At 57.8% G+C, this 26799-nt stretch carries 21 protein-coding genes; 4 read left to right on the forward strand and 17 right to left on the reverse strand.

Annotation, left to right across the window (positions count from 1 at the left end; genetic code table 11):
- Positions 1-4 precede the first annotated feature (4 nt).
- From nqrF to AC5JQH_RS02340, 7 genes are all read right to left on the reverse strand, one after another.
- Positions 5-1231: an NADH:ubiquinone reductase (Na(+)-transporting) subunit F gene (gene nqrF / locus AC5JQH_RS02310; RefSeq protein ID WP_493805239.1), complete on the reverse strand. Its 1227-nt coding sequence runs from the start codon at positions 1229-1231 to the stop codon at positions 5-7.
- Between the two features lie 37 nt (positions 1232-1268).
- Complete coding sequence (nqrE, locus tag AC5JQH_RS02315; protein ID WP_008175064.1) at positions 1269-1877, reverse strand: NADH:ubiquinone reductase (Na(+)-transporting) subunit E; 609 nt, start codon at positions 1875-1877, stop codon at positions 1269-1271.
- Complete coding sequence (locus tag AC5JQH_RS02320) at positions 1877-2542, reverse strand: NADH:ubiquinone reductase (Na(+)-transporting) subunit D (protein ID WP_008175066.1); 666 nt, start codon at positions 2540-2542, stop codon at positions 1877-1879. The genes nqrE and AC5JQH_RS02320 overlap by 1 nt, the downstream gene beginning before the upstream one ends.
- A 2-nt stretch (positions 2543-2544) precedes the next feature.
- On the reverse strand, positions 2545-3348 hold the full coding sequence (locus AC5JQH_RS02325) for a Na(+)-translocating NADH-quinone reductase subunit C (protein ID WP_053112423.1): 804 nt from the start codon (positions 3346-3348) through the stop codon (positions 2545-2547).
- Positions 3341-4549 carry an NADH:ubiquinone reductase (Na(+)-transporting) subunit B gene (locus tag AC5JQH_RS02330; RefSeq protein ID WP_008175069.1) on the reverse strand — a complete coding sequence of 403 codons (1209 nt, stop codon included), beginning with the start codon at positions 4547-4549 and terminating at the stop codon, positions 3341-3343. The genes AC5JQH_RS02325 and AC5JQH_RS02330 overlap by 8 nt, the downstream gene beginning before the upstream one ends.
- Before the next feature lie 4 nt (positions 4550-4553).
- Entirely contained in the window at positions 4554-5900 is a 1347-nt protein-coding gene (locus AC5JQH_RS02335) for a Na(+)-translocating NADH-quinone reductase subunit A (protein ID WP_008175071.1), read from the reverse strand.
- Positions 5901-6169: 269 nt separating this feature from the next.
- A complete protein-coding gene (locus AC5JQH_RS02340; RefSeq protein WP_413540232.1) occupies positions 6170-7624 on the reverse strand; it encodes a glyceraldehyde-3-phosphate dehydrogenase in 1455 nt (484 codons plus the stop codon).
- Positions 7625-7859: 235 nt separating this feature from the next.
- Here AC5JQH_RS02340 and mfd point away from each other — a divergent pair, with 235 nt between their 5' ends.
- Together mfd and AC5JQH_RS02350 are read left to right on the forward strand one after the other, a co-directional pair.
- The gene (gene mfd / locus AC5JQH_RS02345; protein ID WP_493805240.1) at positions 7860-11393 is read left to right on the forward strand and encodes a transcription-repair coupling factor; all 3534 of its coding nucleotides are present in this window, start codon (positions 7860-7862) and stop codon (positions 11391-11393) included.
- A 29-nt stretch (positions 11394-11422) separates the two neighbouring features.
- Positions 11423-12250 (forward strand): CsiV family protein, encoded by an 828-nt coding sequence (locus tag AC5JQH_RS02350; protein ID WP_008175078.1) that lies wholly within the window; start codon positions 11423-11425, stop codon positions 12248-12250.
- Here the strand turns inward: AC5JQH_RS02350 and AC5JQH_RS02355 are convergent.
- The 5 genes from AC5JQH_RS02355 to AC5JQH_RS02375 all read right to left on the reverse strand — a co-directional run bounded on the left by AC5JQH_RS02355 (position 12225) and on the right by AC5JQH_RS02375 (position 16440).
- The gene (locus AC5JQH_RS02355; RefSeq protein WP_493805241.1) at positions 12225-13013 is read right to left on the reverse strand and encodes an S-methyl-5'-thioinosine phosphorylase; all 789 of its coding nucleotides are present in this window, start codon (positions 13011-13013) and stop codon (positions 12225-12227) included. The two genes, AC5JQH_RS02350 and AC5JQH_RS02355, sit on opposite strands and share 26 nt — an antisense overlap.
- Positions 13010-14233, reverse strand: coding sequence for a mechanosensitive ion channel family protein (locus tag AC5JQH_RS02360; protein WP_273017754.1), 1224 nt, complete (start codon positions 14231-14233; stop codon positions 13010-13012). Before AC5JQH_RS02360 ends, AC5JQH_RS02355 begins: the two co-directional genes overlap by 4 nt.
- Before the next feature lie 24 nt (positions 14234-14257).
- The gene (locus AC5JQH_RS02365; protein WP_405421017.1) at positions 14258-14722 is read right to left on the reverse strand and encodes a L,D-transpeptidase family protein; all 465 of its coding nucleotides are present in this window, start codon (positions 14720-14722) and stop codon (positions 14258-14260) included.
- A gap of 86 nt (positions 14723-14808) precedes the next feature.
- Positions 14809-15486 (reverse strand): TetR/AcrR family transcriptional regulator, encoded by a 678-nt coding sequence (locus tag AC5JQH_RS02370; protein WP_273017752.1) that lies wholly within the window; start codon positions 15484-15486, stop codon positions 14809-14811.
- A gap of 60 nt (positions 15487-15546) precedes the next feature.
- Positions 15547-16440, reverse strand: coding sequence for a hypothetical protein (locus tag AC5JQH_RS02375; RefSeq protein WP_273017784.1), 894 nt, complete (start codon positions 16438-16440; stop codon positions 15547-15549).
- Between the two features lie 174 nt (positions 16441-16614).
- On the opposite strand from AC5JQH_RS02375, the gene AC5JQH_RS02380 reads away from it, so the two are divergent.
- Positions 16615-17235, forward strand: a complete 621-nt coding sequence (locus tag AC5JQH_RS02380; protein WP_008173129.1) for a riboflavin synthase — start codon at positions 16615-16617, stop codon at positions 17233-17235.
- Between the two features lie 13 nt (positions 17236-17248).
- Here AC5JQH_RS02380 and AC5JQH_RS02385 read toward each other — a convergent pair whose 3' ends face one another.
- The 5 genes from AC5JQH_RS02385 to AC5JQH_RS02405 form a co-directional block, all read right to left on the reverse strand.
- Positions 17249-18397, reverse strand: a complete 1149-nt coding sequence (locus tag AC5JQH_RS02385; protein WP_273072126.1) for a class I SAM-dependent methyltransferase — start codon at positions 18395-18397, stop codon at positions 17249-17251.
- A gap of 165 nt (positions 18398-18562) precedes the next feature.
- Positions 18563-19609: a methyltransferase gene (locus AC5JQH_RS02390; protein ID WP_008173127.1), complete on the reverse strand. Its 1047-nt coding sequence runs from the start codon at positions 19607-19609 to the stop codon at positions 18563-18565.
- A 124-nt stretch (positions 19610-19733) separates the two neighbouring features.
- Positions 19734-19907 (reverse strand): hypothetical protein, encoded by a 174-nt coding sequence (locus AC5JQH_RS02395; protein ID WP_008173126.1) that lies wholly within the window; start codon positions 19905-19907, stop codon positions 19734-19736.
- A gap of 120 nt (positions 19908-20027) precedes the next feature.
- Positions 20028-20711 carry a carbonate dehydratase gene (can, locus tag AC5JQH_RS02400; RefSeq protein WP_008173125.1) on the reverse strand — a complete coding sequence of 228 codons (684 nt, stop codon included), beginning with the start codon at positions 20709-20711 and terminating at the stop codon, positions 20028-20030.
- Between the two features lie 65 nt (positions 20712-20776).
- Complete coding sequence (locus AC5JQH_RS02405; RefSeq protein WP_493805242.1) at positions 20777-25663, reverse strand: NAD-glutamate dehydrogenase; 4887 nt, start codon at positions 25661-25663, stop codon at positions 20777-20779.
- A gap of 163 nt (positions 25664-25826) precedes the next feature.
- Here AC5JQH_RS02405 and AC5JQH_RS02410 point away from each other — a divergent pair, with 163 nt between their 5' ends.
- The gene (locus AC5JQH_RS02410) at positions 25827-26789 is read left to right on the forward strand and encodes an AAA family ATPase (protein WP_014577587.1); all 963 of its coding nucleotides are present in this window, start codon (positions 25827-25829) and stop codon (positions 26787-26789) included.
- Positions 26790-26799 lie beyond the last annotated feature (10 nt).

Raw genomic sequence — 26799 nt, forward strand, 5'->3', positions numbered from 1 at the left:
CTGCTTAGCCTCCAAAGTCATCCAGCATGATGTTTTCATCCTCTACACCCAGATCTTTCAGCATCTTGATGCAGGACGCGTTCATGATTGGGGGCCCACACATGTAGTACTCACAGTCTTCCGGAGCCGGATGGTCCTTCAGATAGTTCTCGTACAATACGTTGTGGATAAACCCTGTGGGGCCTTCCCAGTTATCTTCCGGCAGTGCATCGGAAAGAGCTACGTGCCACTCGAAGTTGTCGTTCTCTTCCTGCAGCCCGTCGAAATCCTCCACGTAGAACATCTCGCGAACACTACGCGCACCATACCAGAAGCTGATCTTGCGCTTGGAGTTCAGGCGCTTGAGCTGATCGAAGATATGGGAACGCATGGGCGCCATGCCGGCACCGCCACCGATGAAGACCATTTCCGCGTCAGTCTTCTTGGCGAAGAACTCACCGAACGGTCCCATCACTGTCACCTTGTCTCCTGGCTTCAGGTTGAACACATAGCTCGACATGATGCCCGGGTTATGGTTCGTGCCCGGAGGCGGCGTAGCGATACGAATATTGAACTTGAGAACACCCTTTTCTTCCGGATAGTTCGCCATTGAATAGGCCCGGATGGTCTCTTCCTTGTTGACCGCCTTGTAGCGCCAGATGTTGTGCTTGTCCCAGTCCTCGTGGAACTCTTCCTCGATGTCGAAATCCTTGAAGTCGATTTCGTAGGGAGGGCACTCAAGCTGAACATAGCCGCCGGCACGGAAGTCCACTTCCTCACCTTCAGGCAGCTTGAGTACGAGTTCTTTGATGAAGGTAGCCACGTTGTGGTTGGAGACAACCTCACATTCCCACTTCTTCACGCCGAAGAACTCCTCCGGCACTTCCACCTTCATATCCTGTTTGACAGGAACCTGACAGGACAGGCGCCAGCCTTCTTTCTCTTCACGGTTGGTGAAGTGGGTCTTCTCTGTTGGCAGCATGGCACCGCCGCCTTCCAGAACCTTGCACTTGCACTGGGCGCAGGTACCGCCGCCACCGCAGGCAGAGGAGAGGAAAATACCACTGTTTGCCAGAGTACCGAGCAGCTTGCCGCCGGCTTCGGTCTTCAGCGTGTGTTCTGGATCATCGTTGATCTCAATGGTCACATCACCGGTGCTTACCAGCCTGGACCGGGCCGCAAGAATCACTGCGACCAGGGCCAGAACGATAACGGTGAACATGACCACGCCGAGAATAATTTCTGTATTCATGGTCTCGCCTTTTCGTTAAACCGAATCACCGGGTGAATTACAGTGAGATACCGGAGAAGGACATGAAGCCCAGGGACATCAGACCAACAGTAATGAAGGTGATACCCAGGCCACGCAGGCCTTCCGGAACGTCACTGTACTTCAGCTTCTCGCGGATACCCGCCAGGGCAATGATCGCCAGGGCCCAGCCAAGGCCGGCGCCGAAGCCATACACCACACTCTCGCCGAAGGTGTAGTCACGCTCCACCATGAACAGCGAGGCACCCAGAATGGCGCAGTTCACTGTAATCAGTGGCAGGAACACACCCAGAGCGGCGTAGAGTGCCGGGATATACTTGTCCAGTACCATTTCCATGATCTGAACAATCGCCGCGATTACCCCGATATACGTCAGCAATCCGAGAAAGCTCAGGTCTACGTTCGGCAGGCCAGCCCAATCCAGGGCGCCTTCGCGCAGAACGCTGTTGTACAGCAGGTTGTTCACCGGAACGGTGACCGTCAGCACGACCACCACGGCAATGCCAAGACCGGTTGCGGCCTCGATCTTCTTGGAGATGGCCAGGAAGGTACACATCCCCAGGAAGAAGGCCAGCGCCATGTTTTCAACAAAAACAGCCTTCAGAATCAAGCTGATATAATGCTCCATCAGAAGGCCTCCTTGGCGACATGGCGAGACATTTTATAGTCCGGCTCTTCAACCTGCTCCGGCTTCCAGGTCCGCAGACCCCAGATCGCCAGGCCGATAATAAAGAACGCACTCGGCGGCAGCAGCAACAAGCCGTTAGGAATGTACCAGCCACCTTCGTTCACCACCGGCATCAGGGAGACACCGAACAGTGAGCCGGCGCCCAGCAATTCACGGAAGAAGGCAACGAAGATCAGGAGTACCGAGTAGCCCAGACCGTTACCAACGCCGTCCAGGAAGCTCAGCCAGGGGCCGTTCTTCATGGCAAAGCCTTCCGCGCGGCCCATAACGATGCAGTTGGTGATAATCAGACCAACGAACACTGAGAGCTGCTTGGAAATCTCGTAGGCATAGGCCTTGAGCACCTGGTCAACCACGATTACCAGGGAGGCGATAATGGTCATCTGCACGATGATCCGGATACTGCCCGGAATCTGGGTGCGTACCAGGGACACGGCCAGGTTGGAAAATGCGGTAACGGCAATAACCGCCGCGCACATAACAAGTGTAACGTTCATGCTGGTGGTAACCGCCAGCGCTGAACAGATGCCCAGGATCTGCAGGGCAATCGGGTTATTGCTGAAGATCGGTTCGAAGAGAACCTGTTTGGCTGATGCATCTGCCATGATCAGACCTCCCCTTCACGAAGTTTTTGCAGGAACGGCGCGTATCCGCGGTCGCCCATCCAGTAGTTAACCAGTTGCTCAACGCCGCGACTGGTCAACGTTGCCCCGGACAGAGCATCCACTTTATGCTGCCTTTTTTTTGCATCAACGTTTACGCCACCTTTAACCAGTTTGATCTGCGGTTCAGTGCGATCACCATCATAAACTTTCTTCCCCACCCACTGCGACTTCCAGCGTGGATTGTCTACCTCCCCACCGAGGCCCGGAGTTTCGGCGTGGGAGTAAAAGCCAAGCCCTTCAATGGTGTTCAAATCACCTTCCAGCGAAATGAAGCCATACAATGTAGACCAGAGGCCATAACCATGAATTGGCAGTACCACACGCACTAGCTCTCCGTTCTCGCTCAGCGTATACACCCTGGCAACATTCGGCCGGCGCTTGATGCCAGCCTTGTCTTCCGAGGAAGGAATATCCGTAGACAACTGAGGGTCCGAGGCAGCCTTGTACATATCATATTTCATGGGCTCAGCAACACCAACGGCGGAAGGCTTTACAAATTTACCAGTATCCAAATCCACCAGGCGAACATCGAAACTCTCGAATTTCTGCAAAATCTGCTCTGCAGTATCGCCTTGATCCAGCATACCTGCGGCAGAGAGAATGTTCGTTGTCATATCAAGATGCTGATTCTTGACCTGGGCAGGTCTGAGCATGACCGCCGCGGTGGATACCACGACAGAGAACACGATACTCAGCACCAGCGCAACGATCAGCGTGCGGGAGACGGTTTCTTTAGCTTTAGCCACGAGCAAGCCTCCGTTTGATGTTGGCCTGAACCACGTAATGGTCCATCAATGGCGCGAACAGGTTTGCGAACAGGATGGCAAGCATGATGCCTTCCGGGAACGCCGGATTGATCACGCGGATCAGCACAGTCATCACGCCTACCAGAATACCGAAACACCAGCGACCCGTGTCAGTCATCGCGGCGGACACCGGATCCGTCGCCATGAACATCATGCCAAAGGCAAACCCGCCCATGACCAGATGCCAATGCGCCGGAACCGCGAACATCGGATTGGTCTCGGAACCTATGATGTTTAGCAGCAGCGACATGCCGATCATACCGATCAACACACCTCCGACGATGCGATAGGAGGCAATCTTCATCCCCAACAGGATCAGGCCACCAATCAGAATGGCCAGTGTCGAGGTCTCACCCATCGAGCCCTGAATGGTGCCCATGAAGGCGCTCATCCAGCCAATTTGAGCTTCCAGAGCTTCCAGACCACCACTGGCGGCCCAGCTCAGCGCCGTGGCGCCACTGAAGCCGTCAACCGCAGTCCAGACGGTGTCGCCGGAAATCTGCGCCGGATAGGCGAAGTACAGGAAGGCACGACCGGTCAGGGCCGGGTTCAGGAAGTTCTTGCCGGTACCGCCGAACACTTCCTTGCCGATCACGACGCCGAAGGTGATGCCCAGGGCCACCTGCCAGAGAGGAATGGTGGGCGGGCAGATCAGTGCAAACAGGACCGATGTGACAAAGAAACCCTCGTTCACTTCGTGACGGCGCACGGTGGCAAACAGCACTTCCCAGAAACCACCGACCACGAAGGTCACGAAGTAAATGGGCACGAAGTACGCCATGCCGTAAACGAAGTTGTCCCATACGCCCGCACCGGAACCGGTGATGGCAAGTGCCTGGATAAAGGCAGTCCGCAGGCCGCCGTCAGCAATCATGGCATCCGGGTTGGACGCCAGGAAACTGTTGGCCTGGTAGCCGATGTTCCACATTCCGAAGAACATTGCCGGGAAGGTGCACAACCAAACCGTGATCATGATGCGCTTGAGGTCAATCCCGTCACGCACATGGGCGGTGGTGGAGGTGACACTCGCCGGCGAGTAGAAAATAGTATCCACCGCCTCGTAAAGCGCATACCAGCGCTCGTACTTGCCACCCTTTTCAAAGTGATGCTCGATTCCATCGAGAAACTGTCTGATAGCCATCGTATTAGCCCTCGATCTCGATTCGGGTCAGGTTCTCGCGGAGAATCGGACCATATTCATATTTGCCGGGGCACACAAAGGTGCACAGCGCCAGATCTTCTTCATCCAACTCCAGTGCGCCAAGCTTCTGTGCCATCTCTGTGTCGCCGACAATCAGGGAACGCAGCAACTGCGTGGGCAGAATGTCCAGCGGCATGATCTTTTCGTAAACACCCACCGGCACCATCGCCCGCTCGCTGCCATTGGTGGTGGTGGTCATATCGAACCGTTTGCCACCGACCAGCTTGGACAGGTAAATATTCATGACGGAGAACTTGTTCGCACCCGGCGACAGCCAGCCCATGAACTCGCGCTTGTTACCTTCCTCAAGCACGGACACCTGATTGGCAAACCGGCCAAGATAGGCGCAGGGACCATCGCCACGGCGACCGCCGAACACGGAGCCGGAAATCGCCCGGATCTCGCAATCTGTGGCAACTTCACCGTCGAGAAGCTCCTCAAGACTAGCACCCAGACGAGTACGCACGAGACGGGGTTTCAGGGCCTTGGGGCCACCGATCGCCACGACACGCTCAACAGGGACTTCACCGGATTCAAACAGCTTGGCAATGTCGATAACGTCCTGATAATTGATACTCCAGACCGTCTTGCTGCCAGAAACCGGATCCAGGTGATGGATATGGGTTCCCACGTTGCCGGCCGGATGCTTGCCATCGAACTGGTGCACCTCAACGGCGTCGGACCTGGGAACAGCGACGTTGGATCCTGGCTTGCCAGTGACAAACACCTTGCCGGTGGTCAGTTTGGTAAGGATCTCAAGGCCTTTCTCGAACGCCTGGCTGTTTTCGCCAATGATGACCGTCGGGTCCGCTGCCAGCGGGTTGGTATCCATGACCGACACGAAAATTGAGTGGGGAGCGGAATCAATCTCCGGAACCTTGCTGTACGGACGCGTCTTGAACGCAGTCCAGAGCCCGGATTCCACCAGATTATCGACTACCTGCTGGCGTTCCAGGCCGGCAAGATCCGCTTCGCTGTAGCGCGCAAAGGTCTCAGCCTCATCGCCATCGACTTCGATAACGATCGACTGGAATACCCGACGCTCACCACGGTTGATCTCTTTCACAACGCCCGCGGCGGGTGAAGTATAACGAACGCCCTCGGTCTTCTTGTCCGTGAACAGCAGCGTACCGCGCTTGACACGGTCCCCCTCTTTCACAGCCATCGTCGGCTTCATGCCGATATAGTCAAAACCGATCAACGCAACGTGGCGAACGGGTTTGCCGTCTGTAATGGTCTGTTCGGGAGCGCCGCTGATGGGAAGATCCAGGCCTTTTTTGATCTTGATCATTAGCCTCATCCAATCATCAGAAACTTTTCAATGGATTCGTAACGCCCGACACCTGCGGCCCAGAAAAACCATGAGAAACGGAGTGCCAGACGTACCCAAAATCGCGCCAATTATAGAGATTAAGGAATCCTATTTCCACCAGAAACCGGAACCGGTTGTGCGTCGACAGCCAAACCAGTCGTTTAGCTGACCGTAAAAACAAAAAACCCCGACAGCAATCGCTATCGGGGTTCTGAACACCATTACTTCACCAGATCGGCGCGATTCGCTCAGTCTCTCGCACGTTTGGGGAAGATCGGGTAATTTACGCCGGCCATCTGGTTGACCACACGAATCACCTGCGCGCTGTAGCCGAACTCGTTGTCGTACCAAACATACAGGATCAGACGCTTGCCACTGGTGATGGTTGCCTGGGCATCAACGATGCCGGCATGGCGGGAACCGACAAAGTCGGTGGAAACCACTTCCGGAGAGTTCACGAAGTCGATCTGCTTCTGCAGCTCCGAGTGCAGCGCCATATCCCGCAGGTATTCGTTAACACCTTCCACATCAACGTCTTTCTTGAGGTTGAGATTCAGGATCGCCATGGACACGTTCGGCGTTGGCACCCGGATCGCATTACCGGTCAGCTTGCCCTTCAGAACCGGCAGCGCCTTGGAGACAGCCTTGGCGGCCCCCGTCTCGGTAATTACCATGTTCAGGGCGGCGCTGCGCCCGCGGCGGCTGCCCTTGTGGTAGTTATCGATCAGGTTCTGGTCGTTGGTGTAGGAGTGCACCGTCTCCACGTGACCATCTTCGATGCCGTATTCGTCTTCAATCGCCTTCAATACCGGTGTGATGGCATTGGTGGTACAGGAGGCGGCTGACAGGATCCTGTCTTCGTCAGTAATCCAGTCGTTGTTGATACCATAAACGATGTTCTTGATATCGCCCTTACCCGGCGCCGTCAGGATAACGCGGCTGACGCCTTTTGATTTCAGGTGCAGGCCAAGACCGGCTTCATCACGCCACTTACCGGTGTTGTCGATCACGATGGCGTTGTTGATGCCGTAATCCGTGTAATCCACCTTGTCCGGCCCATCAGAGTAGATAACCTTGATATAGTTGCCGTTGGCAATCAGGGCGGATTCCTTCTCATCAACGGTAATGGTGCCATCGAACGGACCGTGCACGGAATCACGGCGAAGCAGACTGGCGCGCTTCTCGAGATCATTTTCCGCACCGCCCTGGCGAACCACAATCGCACGCAGACGCAGGTTGTTGCCACCCCCGGCCTTCTCGATCAGGATACGAGCCAGCAGACGACCAATCCGGCCAAAACCGTACAGAACGACGTCTTTGGTGTCATTGTTGGCATCTTCCTCGGACTGGGCAGCGTACTGCCCCACAACCGGGCCGATTTCACGCTTCAGGAATTCGGTCAGGTCGCCGCCTTCCTCTTTGAACTTGACCGCCAGCTTGCCGATATCCACGTGGGCACGACCGAGTTCAAGTTTGTCCATGGCCTGGAGGATCGGCAGGGTGTCGTGAACAGAAAGCTCGCTGTCTTCAACCTGGCGCACAAATCGGTGGGCACGGATGATATCGATAACCGACTGGTTGATGATGGCGCGGCCGTATACAGAAGTAACCACATTGTTTTTGCGGTAGAGGCGGCCGATCAGCGGAATCATGGCTTCCGCGGTGGATTCTCTTTCTGTCCAGTTGGACAGGTGCTGATTGATCTGTTCGTGACTCACGCTTGGACCTCTGCAATTGGCACTTGGAAATTGGGGCGCACATTATCCAATTTAATCCGGTCGACCGCAAATACGGCGGGCCATGACCTTCGTATAGGTCGCGCCGGCTAATAACGCAAACGCCGACCATGGCGCCGGCGCCATGACAGTGAGGGGCGCGAGCGTTAGAATACGCGCCTCACCGCTCCCGGACATCCACAGCAGGAGAACCTGACCGCCCATGAGCCAAGGTGCCAGCACACGCCCGTCACCCCTCCCCCTGATTGCCCCCGAATTTCCGTCTCGGCCGGCCGATCACCGAACATGGGGTCAACTGCACGGCAGCAGTGAGGCGCTGGCCATCTGCGAAAGTGCGCGCGCGCACAAGGGTCTGACCCTGGTCATTACCCGCAGCACCGCCGATACCATCCGGCTTGAGCAGGCCATGCGCTTCTTCCTGGGGCTACCCCCGGAAGAAGACGGCCCGGCGGTCAGCGACGACGGGCTGGAACTGCTGTCGCTGCCCGACTGGGAAACCCTGCCCTACGATCTGTTTTCGCCCCACCAGGACATTATTTCCCGGCGAATCCGGACCCTGCACCGCCTGCCCGCAACCAGCCATGGGGTTCTCGTGGTTCCTGCACGCACGCTGATGCACAGGCTGCCGCCAGTAAATTACCTCCAGGGCAACACCCTGCTTCTGGAAGTGGGACAGTCCCTGGATATCAAGAGCTGGCGAATGCAGCTTGAGGCGGCAGGCTACCGGCATGCCGAGAACGTCTACGAGCACGGCGAATACGCGGTCCGGGGCGCCATACTGGACATTTTCCCCATGGGCGCCAGCCAGCCCTATCGGATTGACCTATTCGATGATGAGATCGAAACGCTCCGGACTTTCGACCCCGAGACTCAGCGCTCAATCGACCGGATCGAACGCATCGAACTGCTGCCCGCCTTTGAATTCCCCTGGCACAAAGAGGCGCGCTCCGGATTCCGCAGCCGCTGGTTCGAGCAGTTCCCGGATGCCGACAAAGACACCCCCATCTACCAGGACGTGACTCACGGCATTACCCCGCCGGGCATTGAGTACTACCTGCCGCTGTTCTTCGACGAGACGGCAACCCTGTTTGACTATCTGCCAGGCGCCACTCACGTTTTTACTGCGGACGGACTGAACGATGCGGTCAGCCACTTTGACAGTGAAACCCGCAACCGGTACGAAGATCGTCGTCACGATCGCCTGCGGCCGATTCTGCCGCCCAAGCTCCTCTTCCTGCAGCAGGAAGAGCTGTTCGGACAACTGAAGGCCTTCCCGAGGGTAACCGTCTCCGCGGAGACAAAGGATGCCGCGGGATCAGTTAACTGCCCCACGACAACCTTGCCGGATATCGCCATGGACGGTCGGGCCGCAGACCCTGCCGGTCGCCTCAAGCGGTTTCTGGGAGAGTTCGACGGCCACGTGCTGATATGCGCCGAATCGTCCGGTCGGCGCGAGGCGCTGATGGAGAATCTTGGCGAACAGGGTGTTGAATTGAAAACCCTGTCCGGCTGGCAGGCTTTTCTCGACGATAAGGAAAGCTCGGTCGCCATCACCATTGCCCCGATGGAGCAAGGCCTGGTTCTGCCCGAGCATTCCGTTGCCCTGATCACCGAGACCGCCCTGTTCGGCGAGCGGGTACTACAGCGGCGGCGCCGCGAGAAGCCTACGGAAACGGACGATGCCGGCTTCCGGGATCTGTCCGAATTGCGGATTGGTGCGCCGGTGGTTCATATCGACCACGGTGTTGGCCGTTACCTGGGCCTGGAGACCATCACCGTAGAGGGCGAAGCGAGCGAATTCCTGATGCTTGAGTACGCCGGGGGCTCAAAGCTGTATGTTCCGGTCTCCAGCCTGCACCTGATTTCCCGCTATGCCGGCAATGACACCGAACACGCGCCGCTGCACAAACTCGGGACGGACCGCTGGAGCACAGCGAAACAGAAAGCCCTTGAGAAGATCCGGGACACTGCCGCCGAGCTGCTGGATGTGTACGCCCGCCGGGAGGCGCGCAAAGGCTTCAGCTTCGAGGATCCCAAGGAAGCCTATCGTGCCTTTGCTGCCGGCTTTCCGTTCGAGGAGACACCAGACCAGCAGGTTGCTATCCAGTCGGTGTTCGAGGACATGACCAGCGAGCAGCCCATGGATCGCCTGGTGTGTGGCGATGTCGGTTTCGGGAAAACCGAGGTTGCCATGCGCGCGGCGTTCCTGGCTACTTGGTCGGGCAAGCAGGTGGCGGTTCTGGTCCCCACTACCCTGCTCGCCCAGCAGCATTATGAATCCTTCCGGGACCGTTTCTCGGATACCCCTGTGCAGGTCGAGCTGCTCAGCCGGTTCCGCACGGCTGGCCAGACCAGCAAGGCGTTGGAGGCGGTGGAGAACGGCCGGGCCGACATCGTCATCGGCACCCACAAACTGCTACAGGGCGACATCAAATTCAAGAATCTTGGCCTGGTTATCATCGACGAAGAGCATCGCTTTGGCGTTCAGCAGAAGGAAAGACTAAAAGCACTGCGGGCCGAAGTGGACATGCTCAACCTGACCGCCACCCCGATTCCGCGGACGCTGAACATGGCCATGGGGCATCTGCGGGATCTCTCGATTATCGCCACTCCTCCGGCCCGGCGGCTCTCGGTGAAAACTTTTGTGCGCCAGAAAGACAACGCCATGGTCAAGGAAGCCATACTGCGGGAGATTCTCCGGGGCGGTCAGGTCTACTTCCTCCACAACGACGTGGCCACCATCGAGAAGACGGCAGAGGATCTACGTTCGCTGATTCCGGAAGCGCGGGTGGGCGTCGCCCACGGGCAGATGAGAGAGCGTGATCTGGAAAAGATCATGTCCGACTTCTACCACAAACGCTTCAACGTGCTGGTGTGCACAACCATCATTGAGACCGGCATCGACGTTCCCAGCGCCAACACCATTATTATCGAGCGGGCAGACAAGTTCGGCCTGGCGCAACTGCATCAGCTTCGGGGCCGGGTCGGCCGTTCGCACCACCAGGCCTATGCCTACCTGCTCACGCCACCGCCGAAATCCATCACGGCGGACGCCAAAAAGCGTCTGGATGCGATTTCGGAGGCGCAGGACCTGGGTGCCGGCTTCATGCTGGCCACTCACGACCTGGAAATCCGCGGTGCCGGGGAGTTATTGGGGGAAGAACAGAGCGGGCAGATCGAAAGCATCGGCTTCACCCTTTACATGCAGCTGCTGGACGAGGCCGTCAAGGCCATTCGCGAGGGCCGAACCCCGAATGCCGACCTGCCACTTAGCCACGGCACCGAAATGAACCTGAGAATCCCGGCTCTGATCCCCGAGGATTATCTGCCGGATGTCCATAACCGCCTGATGCTCTACAAACGGATTGCCAGCGTGGACAGCCCGGAAGCATTAAAAGAACTTCAGGTTGAAATGATCGATCGGTTCGGATTATTACCGGATCCGGCCAAAAACCTGATCCGCCAGACCGAGCTTCGATTGCGTGCAGAAGCCCTGGGCATCGTGAAAGTCGATGCCGGCAAGGAGTGGGCGCGGATCGAGTTTGGCAGCTCGACACCGGTGGATCCGCTGGTTCTGGTTAAAAAAGTGCAATCCGCACCTGACCAGTACCGGCTCGAAGGCGCCAACAGCTTCCGTTTTCGGCTGAAGGATGCCACAACCGGTGGTAAACTCGACGGCATTTCCCGGATGCTTGGCGAGCTGGAGCCAGCAAAAAATGACGCGTCCGGCTCATGAACGGCCGACCAACAAGTGGAGTACGACCCTTGCAAATTGATGGAATTCGCTGGTGCCGATACCCGACCCGGGCCATCCTGGCAGCTCTGCTTCTGAGCTTTTCTCTAACAGGCGCCGCACAGCAGCTTGACAGGGCAACCTTGCCTCTTGAGCCCGGCACGCCGGTTCCGGATGACTACTACCGGGCGGAGTTTGTCATTCTTGAGCGGATCGTAGAGCCGGAAGCTGTGAACGAACGGATGTCTGATCGCTCGGTAGAGCCGCCCCTTGAGACCGAAGAGGTTCTCTGGTCATCGCTGGAGAATGGCACCACGGAAACCACACTGGAATTGGCGCCCCGAAAGGATCTCCATCTTGCCAGTGCCGCCGCCAGACTCGAACGCAGTGGCCGTTACCGTGTGCTTGTGGCTGCCGGTTGGTACGAGGCGTTTCCACCAGATTACGAGGGGACACCCTTGCGGGTTGAAGCAGGTGACTGGCTGAATGAGGCTCGCACCCGGGAGGTTGAGGGACACATCACCATCGACCGGCAACGCTATTTGCACGTCAATGTGCATCTGAACCACTGGCAACTGGCAGAAGAGACATCGGAGCCGCCTGTAGAGGCTGCGACCGAGCTCTCTGAAGAAACACCCCCCGCTCCGGACGCATCCGGAGCAAGTGACTCCGCCCCAATGTCAGCAGCAACCGGAGAAACAGCCGGTCAGCAACTACCTGTTCTGGCTGAACCCGCGCCCCTGGAATTGTTGACCTGGATTCGGGAAACCCGCCGGATGCGCAGTGAGGAAATCCACTTCCTCGATTCCCCCACGATCGGCGTGCTGGTGTTTTTCAAGAAGATTGAGGCAACGGAGTAAGCACCCCAAGGCCAGCCATCGAGACTTCGAGGATCCGCTTGACCCCGGACATTCCCTGCTCGATGGCCGCCTCAATTTCTTCCATGGTGATGATATGGTCGGATTTTCCAGCCGCCCAGTTCACCACCAAACCCAGACAGACGTAACGCATTCCAAGTTCCGCCGCCAGCGCGGCTTCCGGCATACCGGTCATTCCTACCAGGTCGCAGCCGTCCCGCTCCATCCGGATGATTTCAGCCGCGGTTTCCAGCCTCGGGCCCTGGGTTGCCCCGTACACCCCGAAACCGGAGAACGGCACATTTTCAGCGCCGGCGGCATCAATGAGAATCTGACGCGCACTCTCATCGTAGGGCCAGGTGAAATCAATGTGGGTTACCGAGTCCAGATCGCCCTCGTAAAAGGTGCTGGCACGCCCCCAGGTGTAGTCAATAATCTGATCGGGAATAACCACATGGGCAGGCCCCATATCCGGGTGAATCCCACCCACAGCGTTAACCCCGATCACCGTTCGGACCCCGGCTTCGTAGAGGGCCCGCAAATTGGCCCGATAGTTCACCTGGTGGGGTGGAATACGATGGGGGTTACCATGGCGCGACAGGAAGATGACCGGCTGATCCCCCAAGTGGCCCTCAACGAGGGCCGCGGATGGAACGCCCCAGGATGTCCTGACCGGCTTCTCACCGGTAATCTCAAGGCCTGACAGAGTGGTGAGGCCGGTGCCGCCAATGATGCCAACAGGGTGCATTTTCTCCGGTGACGTCATTCTGAATCTCCTGAGTCTTCCAAATCTCCGGTTGTCTGACGGTTCTGCAATGTCTCGGCGCTCTTGCCGGAAGAATCCGCCTCGCTCTTGTCCGAGGCTCCCGCGGACTGCGATCCGGATAGCCGGACGCCGTCCGGAAGATGCAGAGTTCGGGTCGGGAAGGCCACTTCGGCACCGTAACCCTCGATAATGTCGCTGATTTTCAGCAATACATCCTGCTTCACCTCGTGGAACTGCACCCACTGGGTGGTCTTGGTGAAGGTGTACACCATGATATCCAGAGACGACGCGTTGAACGCCAGGAAGTTCACAATCAGGGTCTGATCGCTGTCGATGTCCTCATGCTGCTGCAGCATGGCCTTGATGTCGTCGACGATGGTTGCCATCTGCCCGACATCGGCATACCGGATGCCAATCGTCTCGTAGATCCTGCGGTTGGTCATGCGTGAGGGGTTTTCCACTGCGATGGTGGTAAACGCAGCATTGGGCACATAAAGCGGACGTTTGTCGAAGGTACGGATGGTGGTCAGACGCCAGCCGATGTGCTCAACCGTACCCTCAATGTTTCGGTCCGGGGACCGCACCCAGTCCCCAACCTTGAACGGTCGGTCGAGATGGATAATAAAACCGCCGAAAAAGTTGGCCAACAGGTCCTTCGCGGCGAAGCCGACTGCAATACCACCCACGCCGCCGAAGGCCAGGACCCCGGAAATGCTGTAGCCCATGGACTGCATCGCAATCAGCACCGCGGTAATGATAACCACCGCCCGGGACAACTTGCTCACCGCGTTGACGGTGGTGTAGTCCATGGGCTGTTTCATTTTCAGCGGCGATACCAGAATCCCCTCGGCTTCCTTGATCAGCCTCAGGACCGCCCATACCAGAACGAAGACAAACCCGAGCTGCAGAAGCGAATCGTTGACCTTGAAGATCTCCGCTTCCGAGTAGCGATGAGCCACTTCTGCAGCCCAGTAGACGCCTTGCAACCAGACAAAGGCCACGACCGGTTTGCGGGCGGCGTGCAACAAGGCATCGTCCCACAGGTTTTTGGTCTGGCTGAACTTGCGCTCGATAGCAACGATAATGTGGCTTGCGATGTACGCCACCGCGGCCGTTGCGAACACCAGCGCAAATACGACAATCCCGACACGCCAGGCTTCAGACAGCAGCCCGAAATTCTCGATCCAGCCACTCACCATGGCCATAACATCCCCGATCATCGGATCCCTCTGGTCTCGAAAGGTTTATCGAATGGAAACGACCGTTCCCGGCACAACGCGATCAAAAAGATCAACAATGTCTTCATTGCGCATCCGCACACAGCCGTGGGACAGCGGTATTCCCATAGGCTCGCTGTCCGGCGTGCCGTGAATGTATATGAAGCGGCGGAAAGTATCGACACCCGGCCCCCTGTTTTTGCCCCATTCGCGGCCACACAACCAGAGAATCCGACTCAGGATCCAGTCGCGGTCAGGGTGCCGCCGGGCAAGTTCGGCGCTGTAGATTTCGCCGGTGGGGCGCCGGGCCCGGAAGACAGTTCCGGCCGGAAGTCCGGCGCCAATACAGGCCCGGATATAATGCTCTCCCCGGGGCGTACAGCCACTGCCATCGCTCTCACCCGCGCCATTCAGCGCAGTGGAAACCGGATAGGATGCAATAAGCTCACCGCCTCCGGTTTCAAGCCGGAGGCGCTGAAGGGGCAGATCAATGTCGATGCGGACGGATGCGGGATGCGTCAAAACCGGCCAGGCTCCCTCGGAGGTTCAGAGGGGAAGCCTAACCGAGAGAGAGGAACTCAGGCAACCGAGACCTTGCTGCCGACCGGCGGAATCAGCATGGCGTCTTCCGCCTGCATCCCGGCAGCCAGGAAGGGAACCAGGCGGGCAGCAATTTCTTGGATCGTGGTTTCCACACCCAGCTTGTTCTGCAGGATGTCCCTCAGGGCATCGCTGCTGGACATGGTGAACGCCGTTGCCCCGAGCATGAACTGGATGCGCCAGTAACGGTCAACAGAGGATAGCTGCGGGGTCGCCTCCTTGAGCAGCCGCATGAAACGGCTGAAAGGCTCGCTGTATTCCTGTTCCAGGAACTTGCGCAAATGCCCCTGGGACTGGGTGTAGGCAAGCCCGAGCAGGCGCATGAAGATGGAGATACCCTTCTCGTTACGCTGGGGCATGCGCACCGCGCTTTCCGTAAGTGCCCATAGCGTTTGATTCAGCGTTGGCGGTTTGCCGTCACACCGCTCTTCGAGCTCGTCGAAGGCGTTTTCCAGTGTCGCGGAAAACGGCGTCAGAAAGCGCGCAAATACGGCATGGATCAGGGCGTTCTTTGAGCCAAAGTGGTAATTGACAGCGGCCAGATTTACTTTAGCCTTACTGGTAATCATCCTGAGCGAGGTTTCCGAGAAACCCCGGTCGGCGAACAGCTCTTCGGCTGCATCGAGAATCCGGTCAACGGTATCAGACTGCGCCATTTTGTTATCAATGCCTCTAGCAAACGTCTGTTTGAAACATACGTTTGAAGTGCACTTGTGTCAAGTTCTGGGCTCAGGCTCTGCCGCTACTTCCTCCCAGCCCCGGTCAAGGGCTTCCTGGTTACCCTCGAAAAATGCTTTCTGGACGCGGCTGTACGCCTTCTCTGCTTCCAGCAGACAAATCAGATAAAGACGCACGTGCTCTCGGCGGGTCAATTGCCGGGACAGACTGCGACTCTCTGACAACCTCAGAAGGTGACTGAACCGGGTATTTTTCAGCGCCGGGTTAAAATCCGCCATCCGCGCACATTGCCAGATAAGGCCATCCGACCCCTCCAGGTGGGCGACGTGTTGCCTTGCCTCACGGAGCATCCGCTGGCGAGTTATTATCAGATCAAGGTAGGAGGGTTTGGTGGTGTAGATTCTGCGTACGGCAGGCACTCCCAACAACAGAATGATGACAAAGGCGCCGAAGCCACCACCAGCTATCCAGGCTGGCACAAACCCGGTTAATCCGCTCAGAAAGACAGCCGCCGCAATCAACGCACTGAACAGCCACAGGTCCCGACTCCGGCGCGCCTCGGCCATCGTGTAGTTGTCCGGCCAGCCGTTCATCGCCAGCAAGTCGAAATCCATTAACAGGACCCGGTCGCACTGGCGCAGCATCAGCCTGAGCTTGCGCTGGCGGGATTCCGCCAGCACCCTTTCCGGCTTGCCACTGTCGGTGTCCCGGGACTCTCCCCTATCAGCCGATGGTTCGGATTCGGAACTGGTCTCTGGCGCCTGACCGGTCGGTGCCGATTCCGCCGCCGGATTGGCTGGAACCGTCGCCGGAGTCTGGTCGCCAGGGGCCACGGGGACGGGCACAGGATCGGCCGCCCGACCAGGGCGCAGCACGGGGGCCTGCGCCGGACTGTTTGCCCGGGTGGCGGCCTTACTCTGATTTTCAGCCATGGCAGATTGTCCGAATTCAGGGGTTATGAAGGGTATCGACCATGATGCAGGATACTTGAATGTTTACCCCGGTATACCGACATCAGTCGGGCCTTGGCATCAGTCAGCCCGCTCGCTATCCTTGGCGCACCTGCCGGAAAGGCGCCCCATACCACATTGAATGAGGTCAGGCTTATGTTCACAGGCATTGTCCAGGGCATTGCAACCATTGAAGACGTCACCGCAGAGCCCGGGCTCAGCACTTTTGCCATTCGCCTCCCCGCAGAAAAGGCAGATGGCGTTTCCATCGGCGCCTCGGTGGCAATCAACGGAACCTGCCTGACCGTCACACGCCAGGAAGACAGCGTGCTCTATTTCGATGCCATGCAGGAAACCCTGAGACTTACCACGCTGGGTGAGCTGACTACCGGGGACCAGGTGAATTTCGAGCGCGCCGCCCGCATTGGGGATGAAATTGGTGGCCACCTGCTTTCTGGCCATATACATACGGCGGCCAACATTGTCGAAATACGGCGTACGGAAAACAACGTCACGCTATGGTTTGAGGTGCCCGAGGAATGGGCCCGCTACATCTTCCCCAAAGGCTACATCGCCATCAATGGCGCCAGCCTGACTATTGGCGAGGTACGGGGCAACCGGTTCAACATCCATCTGATCCCGGAGACGCTGCGGGCCACAACCTTTGGGTCCTGTGAAGAGGGCCAGCGGGTGAATATTGAAATAGACAGCCAGACCCAGACCATCGTGGATACCCTGGCCCGGCTCGGGTATGACCGCCCGGCGCCAACATTGTAATCTGACAGGTTATTCAGCGGTTGCCAGCCCGAAACACCACGAACTTGGGGCTGGCGTCCAGCTGCTCCACTGACGAAAAGTACCGGCGCAGGCTTCGGTGATAGCCAAGGTGTCGATTTCCTACCAGGAGCAGGCGACCGCCCGGCCTCAGGTGTTGCGACGCCTGCTCGAATAACCGAAGTGCGATGTGATCACCGACCACACCACCCTCGTGGAACGGCGGGTTCAGTAGTATCAGATCAAAGGCTCCCGGATCGGACTCAATACCATCGCGATGGGAGAAAGCGGCTTTGGCATCCGGAAAGGCTTTTTCAACATTACGACGGGCACTGAGCACGGCCTGGCTTGAAACATCGCTGAAAACCAACTGCAGATCCCGTCGCTCCGACAGCGCCGCCAGGCCCAATACGCCGTTACCGCAGGCCAGATCAAGCACCGAATCGCCAGCCCTGGCCGTCGACACCTCGTTGACCACATGTGGCAACATCAGGCGGGTGCCGATATCCAGCTTTTCCCGGGCAAACACCGCCGGCAATGCCTCTATGCCCACATCACCTTTTCGGTCGCCCAATCGGTAACCTTTCCAGGTCGCTGACCAATCCGCGAGAGTCGCAGCGCCCCTGTTACATCGAATCACCCGCGCTTTCTTTCGCGCCGGCAGCACCTGCTCTGTCCGTACAGCTTCGGCGAACACATCAACGCTTCTTGCCGGTAGATGCTTGATCATGCCGCCTGCCAGCAACACGCCGGAATCCGCCATCACGCGATTGAGCCAGCGCAGCAACCAGGCCAGATAGTCGGCCTGGCGGGGTATTCTCAATACCACCAGGTCAAACGGGCCCTCGGGCGCATTAATCCAGCTGAAAACAGATTCAGGTGGCGTGACTTCCGGATTCAAAGAAGCATTATGTGCCAGGGCAGCGGGCAACACAGCACTGTCGGCCACCACGGTCGGAGAGAGCGCTGCCAGCCCCAGTGAAAGAGCCCCGAACTGATCATCCACCACCAGAACACGGGGCTCACCCAGGGCTGCCGCCGCGCAAATGGCTTCCTCAAGCAGAAGCTCGTCCGCCGCATCCCATGCCCTCAGCGTCGGATCACCAGTGCCTGGCCGGGCAAGAATCAGTGAGCCTCCGGAGAAATCAAGTTGGGCGGTTGTCATTTCGGGCATGCTGGAGGCCTTTTGTCACAAAAGCGCCATTCTAGGCTGTTTATTCTAGAAATTAACCCTAACGTGGAAGGTGTTCACGCTGAACATCCCTTTTCCGGTTGGCTCCGTTGTTCTGGACGCGAACCTCTTGCCCCTCACCCCAGGGGCTTTTTTCGTTCAGGAACGTCGAAAAGCGCGATAAACGGTAAAACGCTGATTCTCCCGCAATCGTTCAACCGGGCCGATACAGCGCTTCATCAATGGCTCGTAGGGCAGAAAACTGTTCGCCACCAGGCGCACCTCACCACCCGGCGCCAGATGGCGCACTACCTCCCGAAGAAAACGCTCAGTCATCGACAGGTCTGTTCTGACACCAGAGTGAAAGGGTGGATTACTGAGAATAACGGGCCATGAACCCTCGATGCCCGGAAGGCCGTCCGAAGCCATGATCCGCCCGGAAACGCCATTGCGCTCATAGGTGGCCCTTGCACAGATAACGGCCTGGGACTGAACATCAATCCCGTCGATCGTCAGCCGGGGAAGGTCCTGCCGCTCTTGCCAGCGATGGAGCCAGGCACCGAGGACACCCGCACCACAGGCAAAATCCAGAACCGGGCCAGACCGCAGAGGCGCCCTGTCCAGCGTTTCCATCAGCAAGCGGGTACCGTCGTCCAGCTCACCAAGACTGAAAATACCGGGCAGTCCGGCAACATCCAGGTGAACCGACTGGCAGTCAATCCCGGTCCAGGTCATCCACTCCCGAAGCGAGAATTCTGGAAGAGGTTCGATATTCTCAGCACACCAGACCTGGCAATGCCGGGCGCTATCGGTCTTGGTAGCCTGCGGCGCCACGGCCTTGAGTTGTTTCACGGCCCCGGCAATGCCTTCTTTCTTCTCACCTACCAGCACCAGTCGAGCGCGGGGTGCTGCCAGCCAGCGTGCCAGGGCAAGACGCAGGTCAAGCTCCGCCCGGGCCTTGGGAAGAAAAACCACGAGTGTGTCAAAGGTATCGGCAGCCAGAGCAGGATCGTCGTAGCCAAAACAGATCTGCCAGCCGTCGCGCCCGCTGAGTGAGGCACACACACCGGCATGCTCACTCATTGCCATACCGCCAGCGGGCAAATCCGTCAGCAGCTCACCAGCGGATACGCCCAAAAGGGCCAGCCTCCCCTGCACAAGGTGGCGGTTTCGCAACAGGACTTCATGGGAATTGGGCAATGACATTGATGGGCTTATCCCGAGTGGGTAGTTCAAAGACGGGATATGCTAACCGGAATGAGCCCTCGCGTCTCCCTTGAAAGACGGAGACCGGAGGGCCTTCAGAGAGGAAATACCATCAAATCTTCAATCACTTGTAACGGGCAACCGTTCCAACCCTCAGGGCGTCCTCCGGTGACATACCCCAGTCCTCAGCCTGACCGGCATCAGACGATTTCCGCCCCCGACCCCGTGACTCCGCGCTGGCCGTGGCATCTTTCCTCTGGTTCAGAACTGTCAGGGCTTTTTGCATCAATTCTTTCATGGTCACACTCCTCGCTTACTGCAGTATCTACTCTAGCAAAGCAGGAGGTGACCAACTGTGATGACGCCGAGGGTCAGGAAGTGACGCCCTTCACGAATTTTTGACGCAATTTTACATTCTTCACTGCATGATTTTCTGGCGTCCAGAGCGTACCGGCCTCTGAACCAGCTCATCGATGCTGTTCTGCCGTACCCGCTCACGATCTTCCTCGCAGGCTACCGACAACCCCATATCCCGCAGAACCCCATCCGAGACATCGTAGACAAAGCCATGAACCGTGAGCGGCTGACCCCGCCGCCAGGCTTCCTGAACAATGCTGTTCTGGCAAACATGCCCCACCTGCTCAACCACGTTGAGTTCGCACAGACGGTCGACCCGATCCTGAACGCCCGGCAGGGCATCGAGTACTTGCTGATGCCGGTCACGGACATCCTGAACGTGTCGAAGCCAGTTGCTGATCAGTCCAAATCCTTCATTGAGCAATGCCGCCCTGACGCCGCCACAGCCATAGTGGCCAACCACCAGGACATGTTTGACCTTCAATACTTCGATGGCGAACTGCAGTACCGACAGACAGTTAAAATCCGTGTGGACAACCACGTTGGCCACGTTCCGGTGAACAAAAAGCTCCCCCGGCAGAAGATCGACGATCTGGTTGGCGGGCACGCGGCTGTCTGCGCAACCAATCCACAGGTATTCCGGTGCCTGCTGATTCGACAGGCGGGTAAAAAACTGCGGATCCTGGGCCTTGATACCGTCTGCCCAGGCCCGGTTTTTTTCCAGAAGATGGTCAAGCTGACCCATTATCCCTCTCCGTTTGATGATTCCCGTCCGGCGATTGAACGGGAATACGCATCCCAAAGCAATACTCAGTTGGTCTGCACTTCCACCTCCGCATGAGGCTGATGCATGGTGCTCTGGGCCAGATCCAGCAACTCACGCAGGGCCACAGAGAACATGGCGTACTCCGGCTCCCGCACACCCTTGAGCTCGGAAAGCATGGATTTCCAGCGGTCGATCATCTGCTGATGGCGGGACAGCCACGCCTCCACGCATGCCGGCACGTCTTCCGGCTTGTCTGCCAGCTTCAAGACACCGGTGGTTAGCGCCCGCTGCTGCCAGTCGAGATCTTCCCGGAAACTTTCCCGGGCCAGGGCCTGCCAGTGTGAGCCGGGCTGCAGCGATGCAATGGCGCTCGCGAACCAGTTCAGATCCAGGCGGTCACCCAGCTCATAGTAGAGATTGGCCACCGTCTTCAGTGGCATGCCAGAGGCTTCGTGGGCCTCGATGATACCCAGAGACGAGTACAGGTGGCCGGTACCCGAAACCACGGACGCCAGCTCTGATGGCAGCCCGGCATCCACCAGAGCCTGATGCCGTTTCTCCCAGGTGGTTTTCGCCTGATCACCAAGATACTCGGGCAGCCCCGCTGTAATCGCCCAGACGCTGTCGGCAAAGCGCTCCATGTGGTGCTGAATGCTCAGCTCCGCCCGACGGTTGCGTAACAGCCAGCGCACCGAACGGCGCATCAGGCGCATCAGGTCCTGCATCAGCTCCATCTGTAGCTGGGCTGAGACATGGAAATCCAGGGCTTCAATCCTGTCCCACCAGTTATCAATGCGGAACACGTCACGGGCGATAATCCAGGCCAGAGCAATAGAGGCGGCATCGGCCCCAGTAGACTGGTTCAAACGCTCCACAAAGGTAATCCCCATGTGGTTGACCATGTCATTGGCAATCTGTGTCGCGATGATTTCACGCCGCAGCTGATGCTCTCCCAGCTCCTTCGAGAATTTCTGGGTCAGATCCCTGGGAAACACCTTGTACATTTCACCGGCCAGCAGGGGATCGTCAGGCAGGGTGCTGTCGATCAAGGTCTGCTTCAGGTCGCCCTTCACATAGGAAATGAGAACCGACAGTTCCGGCCGGGTCAGCCCTTTCTTGTCCAGCTTGCGCTCGGACAGGGTCTCGTCATCGGGCAGGAACTCCAGGGCACGGTTGAGCTTGCCCTCGCTCTCAAAGGTATTCATCAGCCGGCGATACTCTTCCAGCCGGGTCGCTGCATCCTCGCTGGCAATACTGATGGCCTGGGTCTGCCGGTAGTTGTTCTTGAGCACCAACTCCGCGACGTCATCGGTCATCTCCTCAAGCATGATGTTGCGCTGCTTGTTAGTGAGATCACCCATGGCAACGGCCCGGTTGAGCAGGATCTTCATGTTGACCTCGTGGTCAGAACAATCCACACCGCCGGAGTTGTCGATAAAGTCCGTGTTCAGGCGTCCGCCCTTGAGCGCAAATTCAATGCGACCGAGCTGGGTAAGCCCAAGGTTGCCGCCCTCACCGACCACCTTGCAGCGAAGATCCGAACCGTTGATCCGCAGACCGTCGTTGGCCTTGTCGCCCACATCACTGTGGGATTCACTGGCGGCCTTCACATAGGTGCCAATGCCACCGACCCAGAGCAGGTCGACCTGGGCCTTGAGGATGTGCGAGATCAGCATGTTTGGTGGCACCCGATCCGATTTGATACCCAGCAGTTTCTTCATTTCCGGGCTGACCGGGATAGATTTTGAATTCCGGCTGAAAACCCCGCCTCCCTTGGAAATCAGCTTGCTGTCGTAATCGGTCCAGGCGGATCGCGGAAGTCCGAACAGACGCATCCGTTCCTTGTAGCTCTTCTCCGGATCCGGTGAAGGGTCGACAAAGATATGCACGTGGTTGAAAGCAGCGACCAGCTTGGTCTTCTCTGAGCACAACATGCCATTGCCGAAGACATCACCACCCATGTCGCCAATGCCGATGGCGGTGAACTCGTCCAGCCCGGGGTTGATGCCCATTTCCCGGAAATGCCGCTCTACAGAGACCCAGGCACCCCGGGCCGTGATGCCCATTTTCTTGTGGTCGTAACCATTGCTTCCGCCGGAGGCGAAGGCATCGCCCATCCAGAAACCGTATTCCGCGGCCAGACCATTGGCGATGTCCGAGAAGGTTGCCGTACCCTTGTCAGCCGCCACAACCAGGTAATGATCGTCGTCGTCATGACGGATCACCCGTTCCGGCGGCGCAATGCCGGCATCCACCAGATTGTCGGTGATATCCAGCAACCCCCGGATAAATGTCTTATAGGCTTCGATGCCCTCGGCCTGGAAAGCTTCCCTGTCCGACGGATCCGGCAGGCGCTTGGCCACAAAGCCACCTTTGGCGCCGACCGGCACGATAACCGCATTCTTGACCTGCTGGGCCTTGACCAGCCCCAGAATCTCGGTGCGGTAATCCTCAAACCGATCTGACCAGCGCAAGCCGCCGCGGGCGACCTTGCCACCCCGCAGGTGTACGCCTTCGACGCGCGGCGAGTACACGAAAATCTCGAACATCGGCATGGGCAATGGCATGTCCGGAATCCGGGATGGATCAAACTTCACGCTGATGTAGGGCTTGGGACCACCGGACTCGCAATGCTGGTAGTAGTTGGTACGCAGGGTCGCCTGGATCAATTCCAGGTAGAGCCGAAGCACCCGGTCCTCACTGAGGTTCTCCACATTTTCGAGGCCGGCATTGAATTCGATTTCCAGTTTCTGCTGGGCCGCCTGGCTCTTCCCGGGGCTCTGGTAACGCTCCGGATTGAAACGTATTTCGAAAAATTCCAGCAACAGGCGGGTCAGTTCAACGTGGTTCACCAGCGTGTTGGAGATAAAGGTCTGACTGTTGGAAAAGCGTATCTGGCGCATATACCGGGCGTAGGTCCGCAACAGCGCGATTTCCCGCCAGCTCATGTAGGAAGAGAGCAGCATCCGGTTGAAGGCGTCGTTTTCCGCTTCTCCGTACCACACCCGGCGGAACAGCTCCTCAAAGATCGGACGGATACGATGAATATCGACAACAGTCCCCTGGTGAGCCTGGAGCGTGAAGTCGTGAATCCACACCGTTTTGTTGTGCCGGTCGATGACCTCGAAGGGGTGTTCGCCGATAACCCGGAAGCCGAGGTTGTCGAAGATCGGCATCACATCGGAAAGCGGCAACGGTTCGTCCGGGTAGAAAAGCTTGAAATGCAGCGTGCTCTCGTCTTCTTCCAGAGCCCGGTAGAAGCTCATGGCAAGGTCATGATTGTTCGCCGATGAAGCGATATGCTCCAGATCGATCGCCGCTCGCCTTGGCGAGAACATATCGGTGTAGCTGGCCGGAAAACCGCCCGCCCACAAGCGATAGAGCTCATTGCCCTGCTCTTCGCCCCAGGCCTCACTCAGGGCTTCAGACAACCCATCACGCCAGGACTGGGCAAGCTCGATAACCTTTTCCCGGATCTCCTCCGTGGGCAGTTGGCGGTTCTCGACCTGGGGTACCCGAATGGTGAACTGGACCCGCGCAAGGACCGACTCGGAAAAGTGGGTGACAAACTCGACGTCTTCCGCTCCCAACCGGTCAACCAGCACCTGCTCGACTTTCAGCCGTAGTTCGGTGTTGTAGATGTCCCTCGGAAAAAACGCCAGGCAGGTCACGAACTGGCCATAAACGTCTTCCCTCAGGAACAATTCGATCCGGCGACGCTCCTGGATGTACAGGATACTTTTGGCCACCTTGAGCAGCTCGTCCTGCTCGATCTGGAACAGTTCGTCCCGGGGATACACTGTCAGGATCTGCTCGAGTTCTTTACCGGCGTAGTCGTCACGCAGAAAACCGGACCGTTTCATCACGCTCTGAAATTTACGGCGCAGCAGGGGAATCTCGTCCGGCCGTTCGTTATAGACACGGGCGGTGTAAAGGCCCAGGAACCGCCGTTCACCGACCACCTCGCCTTTGCTGTTGAATTTCTTGACTGCGATGTAGTCCGGGTAGGCGGGCCGATGCACCCGCGAGCGCTGGGCCGATTTGGCGAAGATGAAAATATCATCGCTTCGGGTCATCTCGTGGCGCGTGCGCTGCGGCAGTTCGTTCAGGCGAACCCGGTCCGGGCGCTCGTTATTGACCCGGAGGATACCCAGTTCGGAATTCTCTACCCGACGCACCACCATGCCACTCTTGTCCTTGGCAAAGTCGTACTCATCGTAGCCAAGGAACGTAAAATGGTCCCGGGCGAGCCATTCCAGAAACGCCCTGGCCTCTTCTTTCTGCTCCTCGTTAATGCCCGCCGTGGTGTTGTCCAGCTCACCGAGAATCTCGTTCACTTTCTCGGTAACTACCGGGAAGTCGCTGACAGCGATCCGCACCTCATGAAGCACGTTCTGCAGGGTATCTTCCAGATCACGGAGATCCTCGGGATTACTGTGCCGATCAATCTCGAGGACAATGAACGCCTCGTAGTCCGAACCGGAGGCTTTCTTTTTAGACGTGTGCAGCTTCTCGAGTTTGCCATTCTGGTCGCGGTTCACCTGCAGGATCGAGTGCTGGATAGAATGGGTACCGATCTCCCGGTGGTTGATCGCAATGCGCAGGGAATCGATCAGAAACGGAATGTTCGGATGCAGGATAAAAACAACGGTGTGGGTCGATTGCCAACCGTCACTCTCCAGGTCGGGGTTGAAAACAGCAACCGGAGTTTCCTCGGCAGACCGTTTCTGCAGAAACTGCCAGGCGGCCAGAACGGCGCCATAGGTATCCGCAAATCGTCGACTGACCAGCTCTTCAAGGGGAATATGAGCATAATGCTGCTTGGCAAATTCGCTGATTTTCTTGGCTTCGGTTTTGGAAATCTTCTTAGCGAAAGCGTCAGCCAACTGTTCAAAGAATTGATCCTTGCTGGCCACTGTCAGCGCATTCATGGTCGACCTCAGTTAGTGTGAAATAAACGTAATCGGCGTATCGTCACATAAGCATAGTCAAACCCTTGATTTTTGCCGGCCAGACGCCAAAACTTCGGCAACTACCTACGCACGATACGGGTTTCTCCGGAAAATCCTCAGATACAGAGAGCAGTCATTTCCAATGTCGCTACAGCATACGTTCGGTGAGTTACGGGAACAGTTAGCCAAACGGATAATCGGGCAGGAAAAACTGGTGGATCGTCTGCTGATCGCGCTTCTTGCCGACGGCCACCTGCTTGTAGAAGGCGCCCCGGGGCTGGCAAAAACCACGGCCATCAAGGCGCTTGCCGACCATCTGGAAGGCGACTTTCACAGAATCCAGTTTACGCCAGACCTGCTGCCCTCAGACGTCACGGGCAGTGAAATCTACCGCCCGGAAACCGGGCAGTTCGAATTCCAGCGCGGCCCCATCTTCCACAACCTGGTGCTTGCGGATGAAATCAACCGTGCGCCTGCCAAGGTGCAGTCTGCCCTTCTCGAGGCCATGGGTGAACGCCAGATCAGCGTCGGGATGCGCACGTTTCCGCTGGACCGGCTGTTCCTGGTGATGGCCACCCAGAATCCCATTGAGCAGGAAGGTACCTACCCGCTGCCCGAAGCCCAGCTGGACCGCTTTCTGATGCACGTGGTTATCCACTACCCGTCGGCGGAAGCGGAGAAGGCCATCCTGCAACTGGCCCGTAACGATTATCGTCACGGCCTTCCGAAAACGGACCTTCGCCTGACGCCAGACCAGGTGTTTGATGCCCGCGCGGAAGTCGCGAACATCTACATGGCGGAACCCGTAGAGCAATATTTGTTGGCCCTGGTGCTGGCAACCCGCGACCCGGCGGCACTGGACCCGGAACTGGCCCGGTGGACAGCCTTCGGCGCCAGCCCCCGTGGCACCATCGCCCTGGACCGCTGCGCCCGGGCGTTGGCCTGGCTAGACGGCCGGGATTACGTAACACCCGACGATGTCCGAGCCATGGCCTTCGATGTGCTACGACACCGCATCCTCCTCACGTTCGAAGCAGAGGCCGAAGGCATGACCGCTGACACGGTTATCGAACGGCTGATCGAACGTGTTCCGGTGAGCGCCTGAAGCCATCGAC

Source organism: Marinobacter sp. H13 (assembly GCF_059072335.1).

What these genes read in the sequence shown, in the direction of transcription:
- can (WP_008173125.1), bottom strand. Translation starts at nt 20,711, where the DNA reads ATGGGTCAGCTTGACCATCTTCTGGAAAAAAACCGGGCCTGGGCAGAC.
- AC5JQH_RS02405 (WP_493805242.1), bottom strand. Translation starts at nt 25,663, where the DNA reads ATGAATGCGCTGACAGTGGCCAGCAAGGATCAATTCTTTGAACAGTTG.
- nqrE (WP_008175064.1), bottom strand. Translation starts at nt 1,877, where the DNA reads ATGGAGCATTATATCAGCTTGATTCTGAAGGCTGTTTTTGTTGAAAAC.
- AC5JQH_RS02380 (WP_008173129.1), top strand. Translation starts at nt 16,615, where the DNA reads ATGTTCACAGGCATTGTCCAGGGCATTGCAACCATTGAAGACGTCACC.
- AC5JQH_RS02370 (WP_273017752.1), bottom strand. Translation starts at nt 15,486, where the DNA reads ATGGCGCAGTCTGATACCGTTGACCGGATTCTCGATGCAGCCGAAGAG.
- AC5JQH_RS02335 (WP_008175071.1), bottom strand. Translation starts at nt 5,900, where the DNA reads ATGATCAAGATCAAAAAAGGCCTGGATCTTCCCATCAGCGGCGCTCCC.
- AC5JQH_RS02320 (WP_008175066.1), bottom strand. Translation starts at nt 2,542, where the DNA reads ATGGCAGATGCATCAGCCAAACAGGTTCTCTTCGAACCGATCTTCAGC.
- AC5JQH_RS02355 (WP_493805241.1), bottom strand. Translation starts at nt 13,013, where the DNA reads ATGACGTCACCGGAGAAAATGCACCCTGTTGGCATCATTGGCGGCACC.
- mfd (WP_493805240.1), top strand. Translation starts at nt 7,860, where the DNA reads ATGAGCCAAGGTGCCAGCACACGCCCGTCACCCCTCCCCCTGATTGCC.
- AC5JQH_RS02375 (WP_273017784.1), bottom strand. Translation starts at nt 16,440, where the DNA reads ATGGCTGAAAATCAGAGTAAGGCCGCCACCCGGGCAAACAGTCCGGCG.
- AC5JQH_RS02360 (WP_273017754.1), bottom strand. Translation starts at nt 14,233, where the DNA reads ATGATCGGGGATGTTATGGCCATGGTGAGTGGCTGGATCGAGAATTTC.
- AC5JQH_RS02385 (WP_273072126.1), bottom strand. Translation starts at nt 18,397, where the DNA reads ATGACAACCGCCCAACTTGATTTCTCCGGAGGCTCACTGATTCTTGCC.
- AC5JQH_RS02395 (WP_008173126.1), bottom strand. Translation starts at nt 19,907, where the DNA reads ATGAAAGAATTGATGCAAAAAGCCCTGACAGTTCTGAACCAGAGGAAA.
- AC5JQH_RS02410 (WP_014577587.1), top strand. Translation starts at nt 25,827, where the DNA reads ATGTCGCTACAGCATACGTTCGGTGAGTTACGGGAACAGTTAGCCAAA.
- AC5JQH_RS02390 (WP_008173127.1), bottom strand. Translation starts at nt 19,609, where the DNA reads ATGTCATTGCCCAATTCCCATGAAGTCCTGTTGCGAAACCGCCACCTT.
- AC5JQH_RS02330 (WP_008175069.1), bottom strand. Translation starts at nt 4,549, where the DNA reads ATGGCTATCAGACAGTTTCTCGATGGAATCGAGCATCACTTTGAAAAG.
- nqrF (WP_493805239.1), bottom strand. Translation starts at nt 1,231, where the DNA reads ATGAATACAGAAATTATTCTCGGCGTGGTCATGTTCACCGTTATCGTT.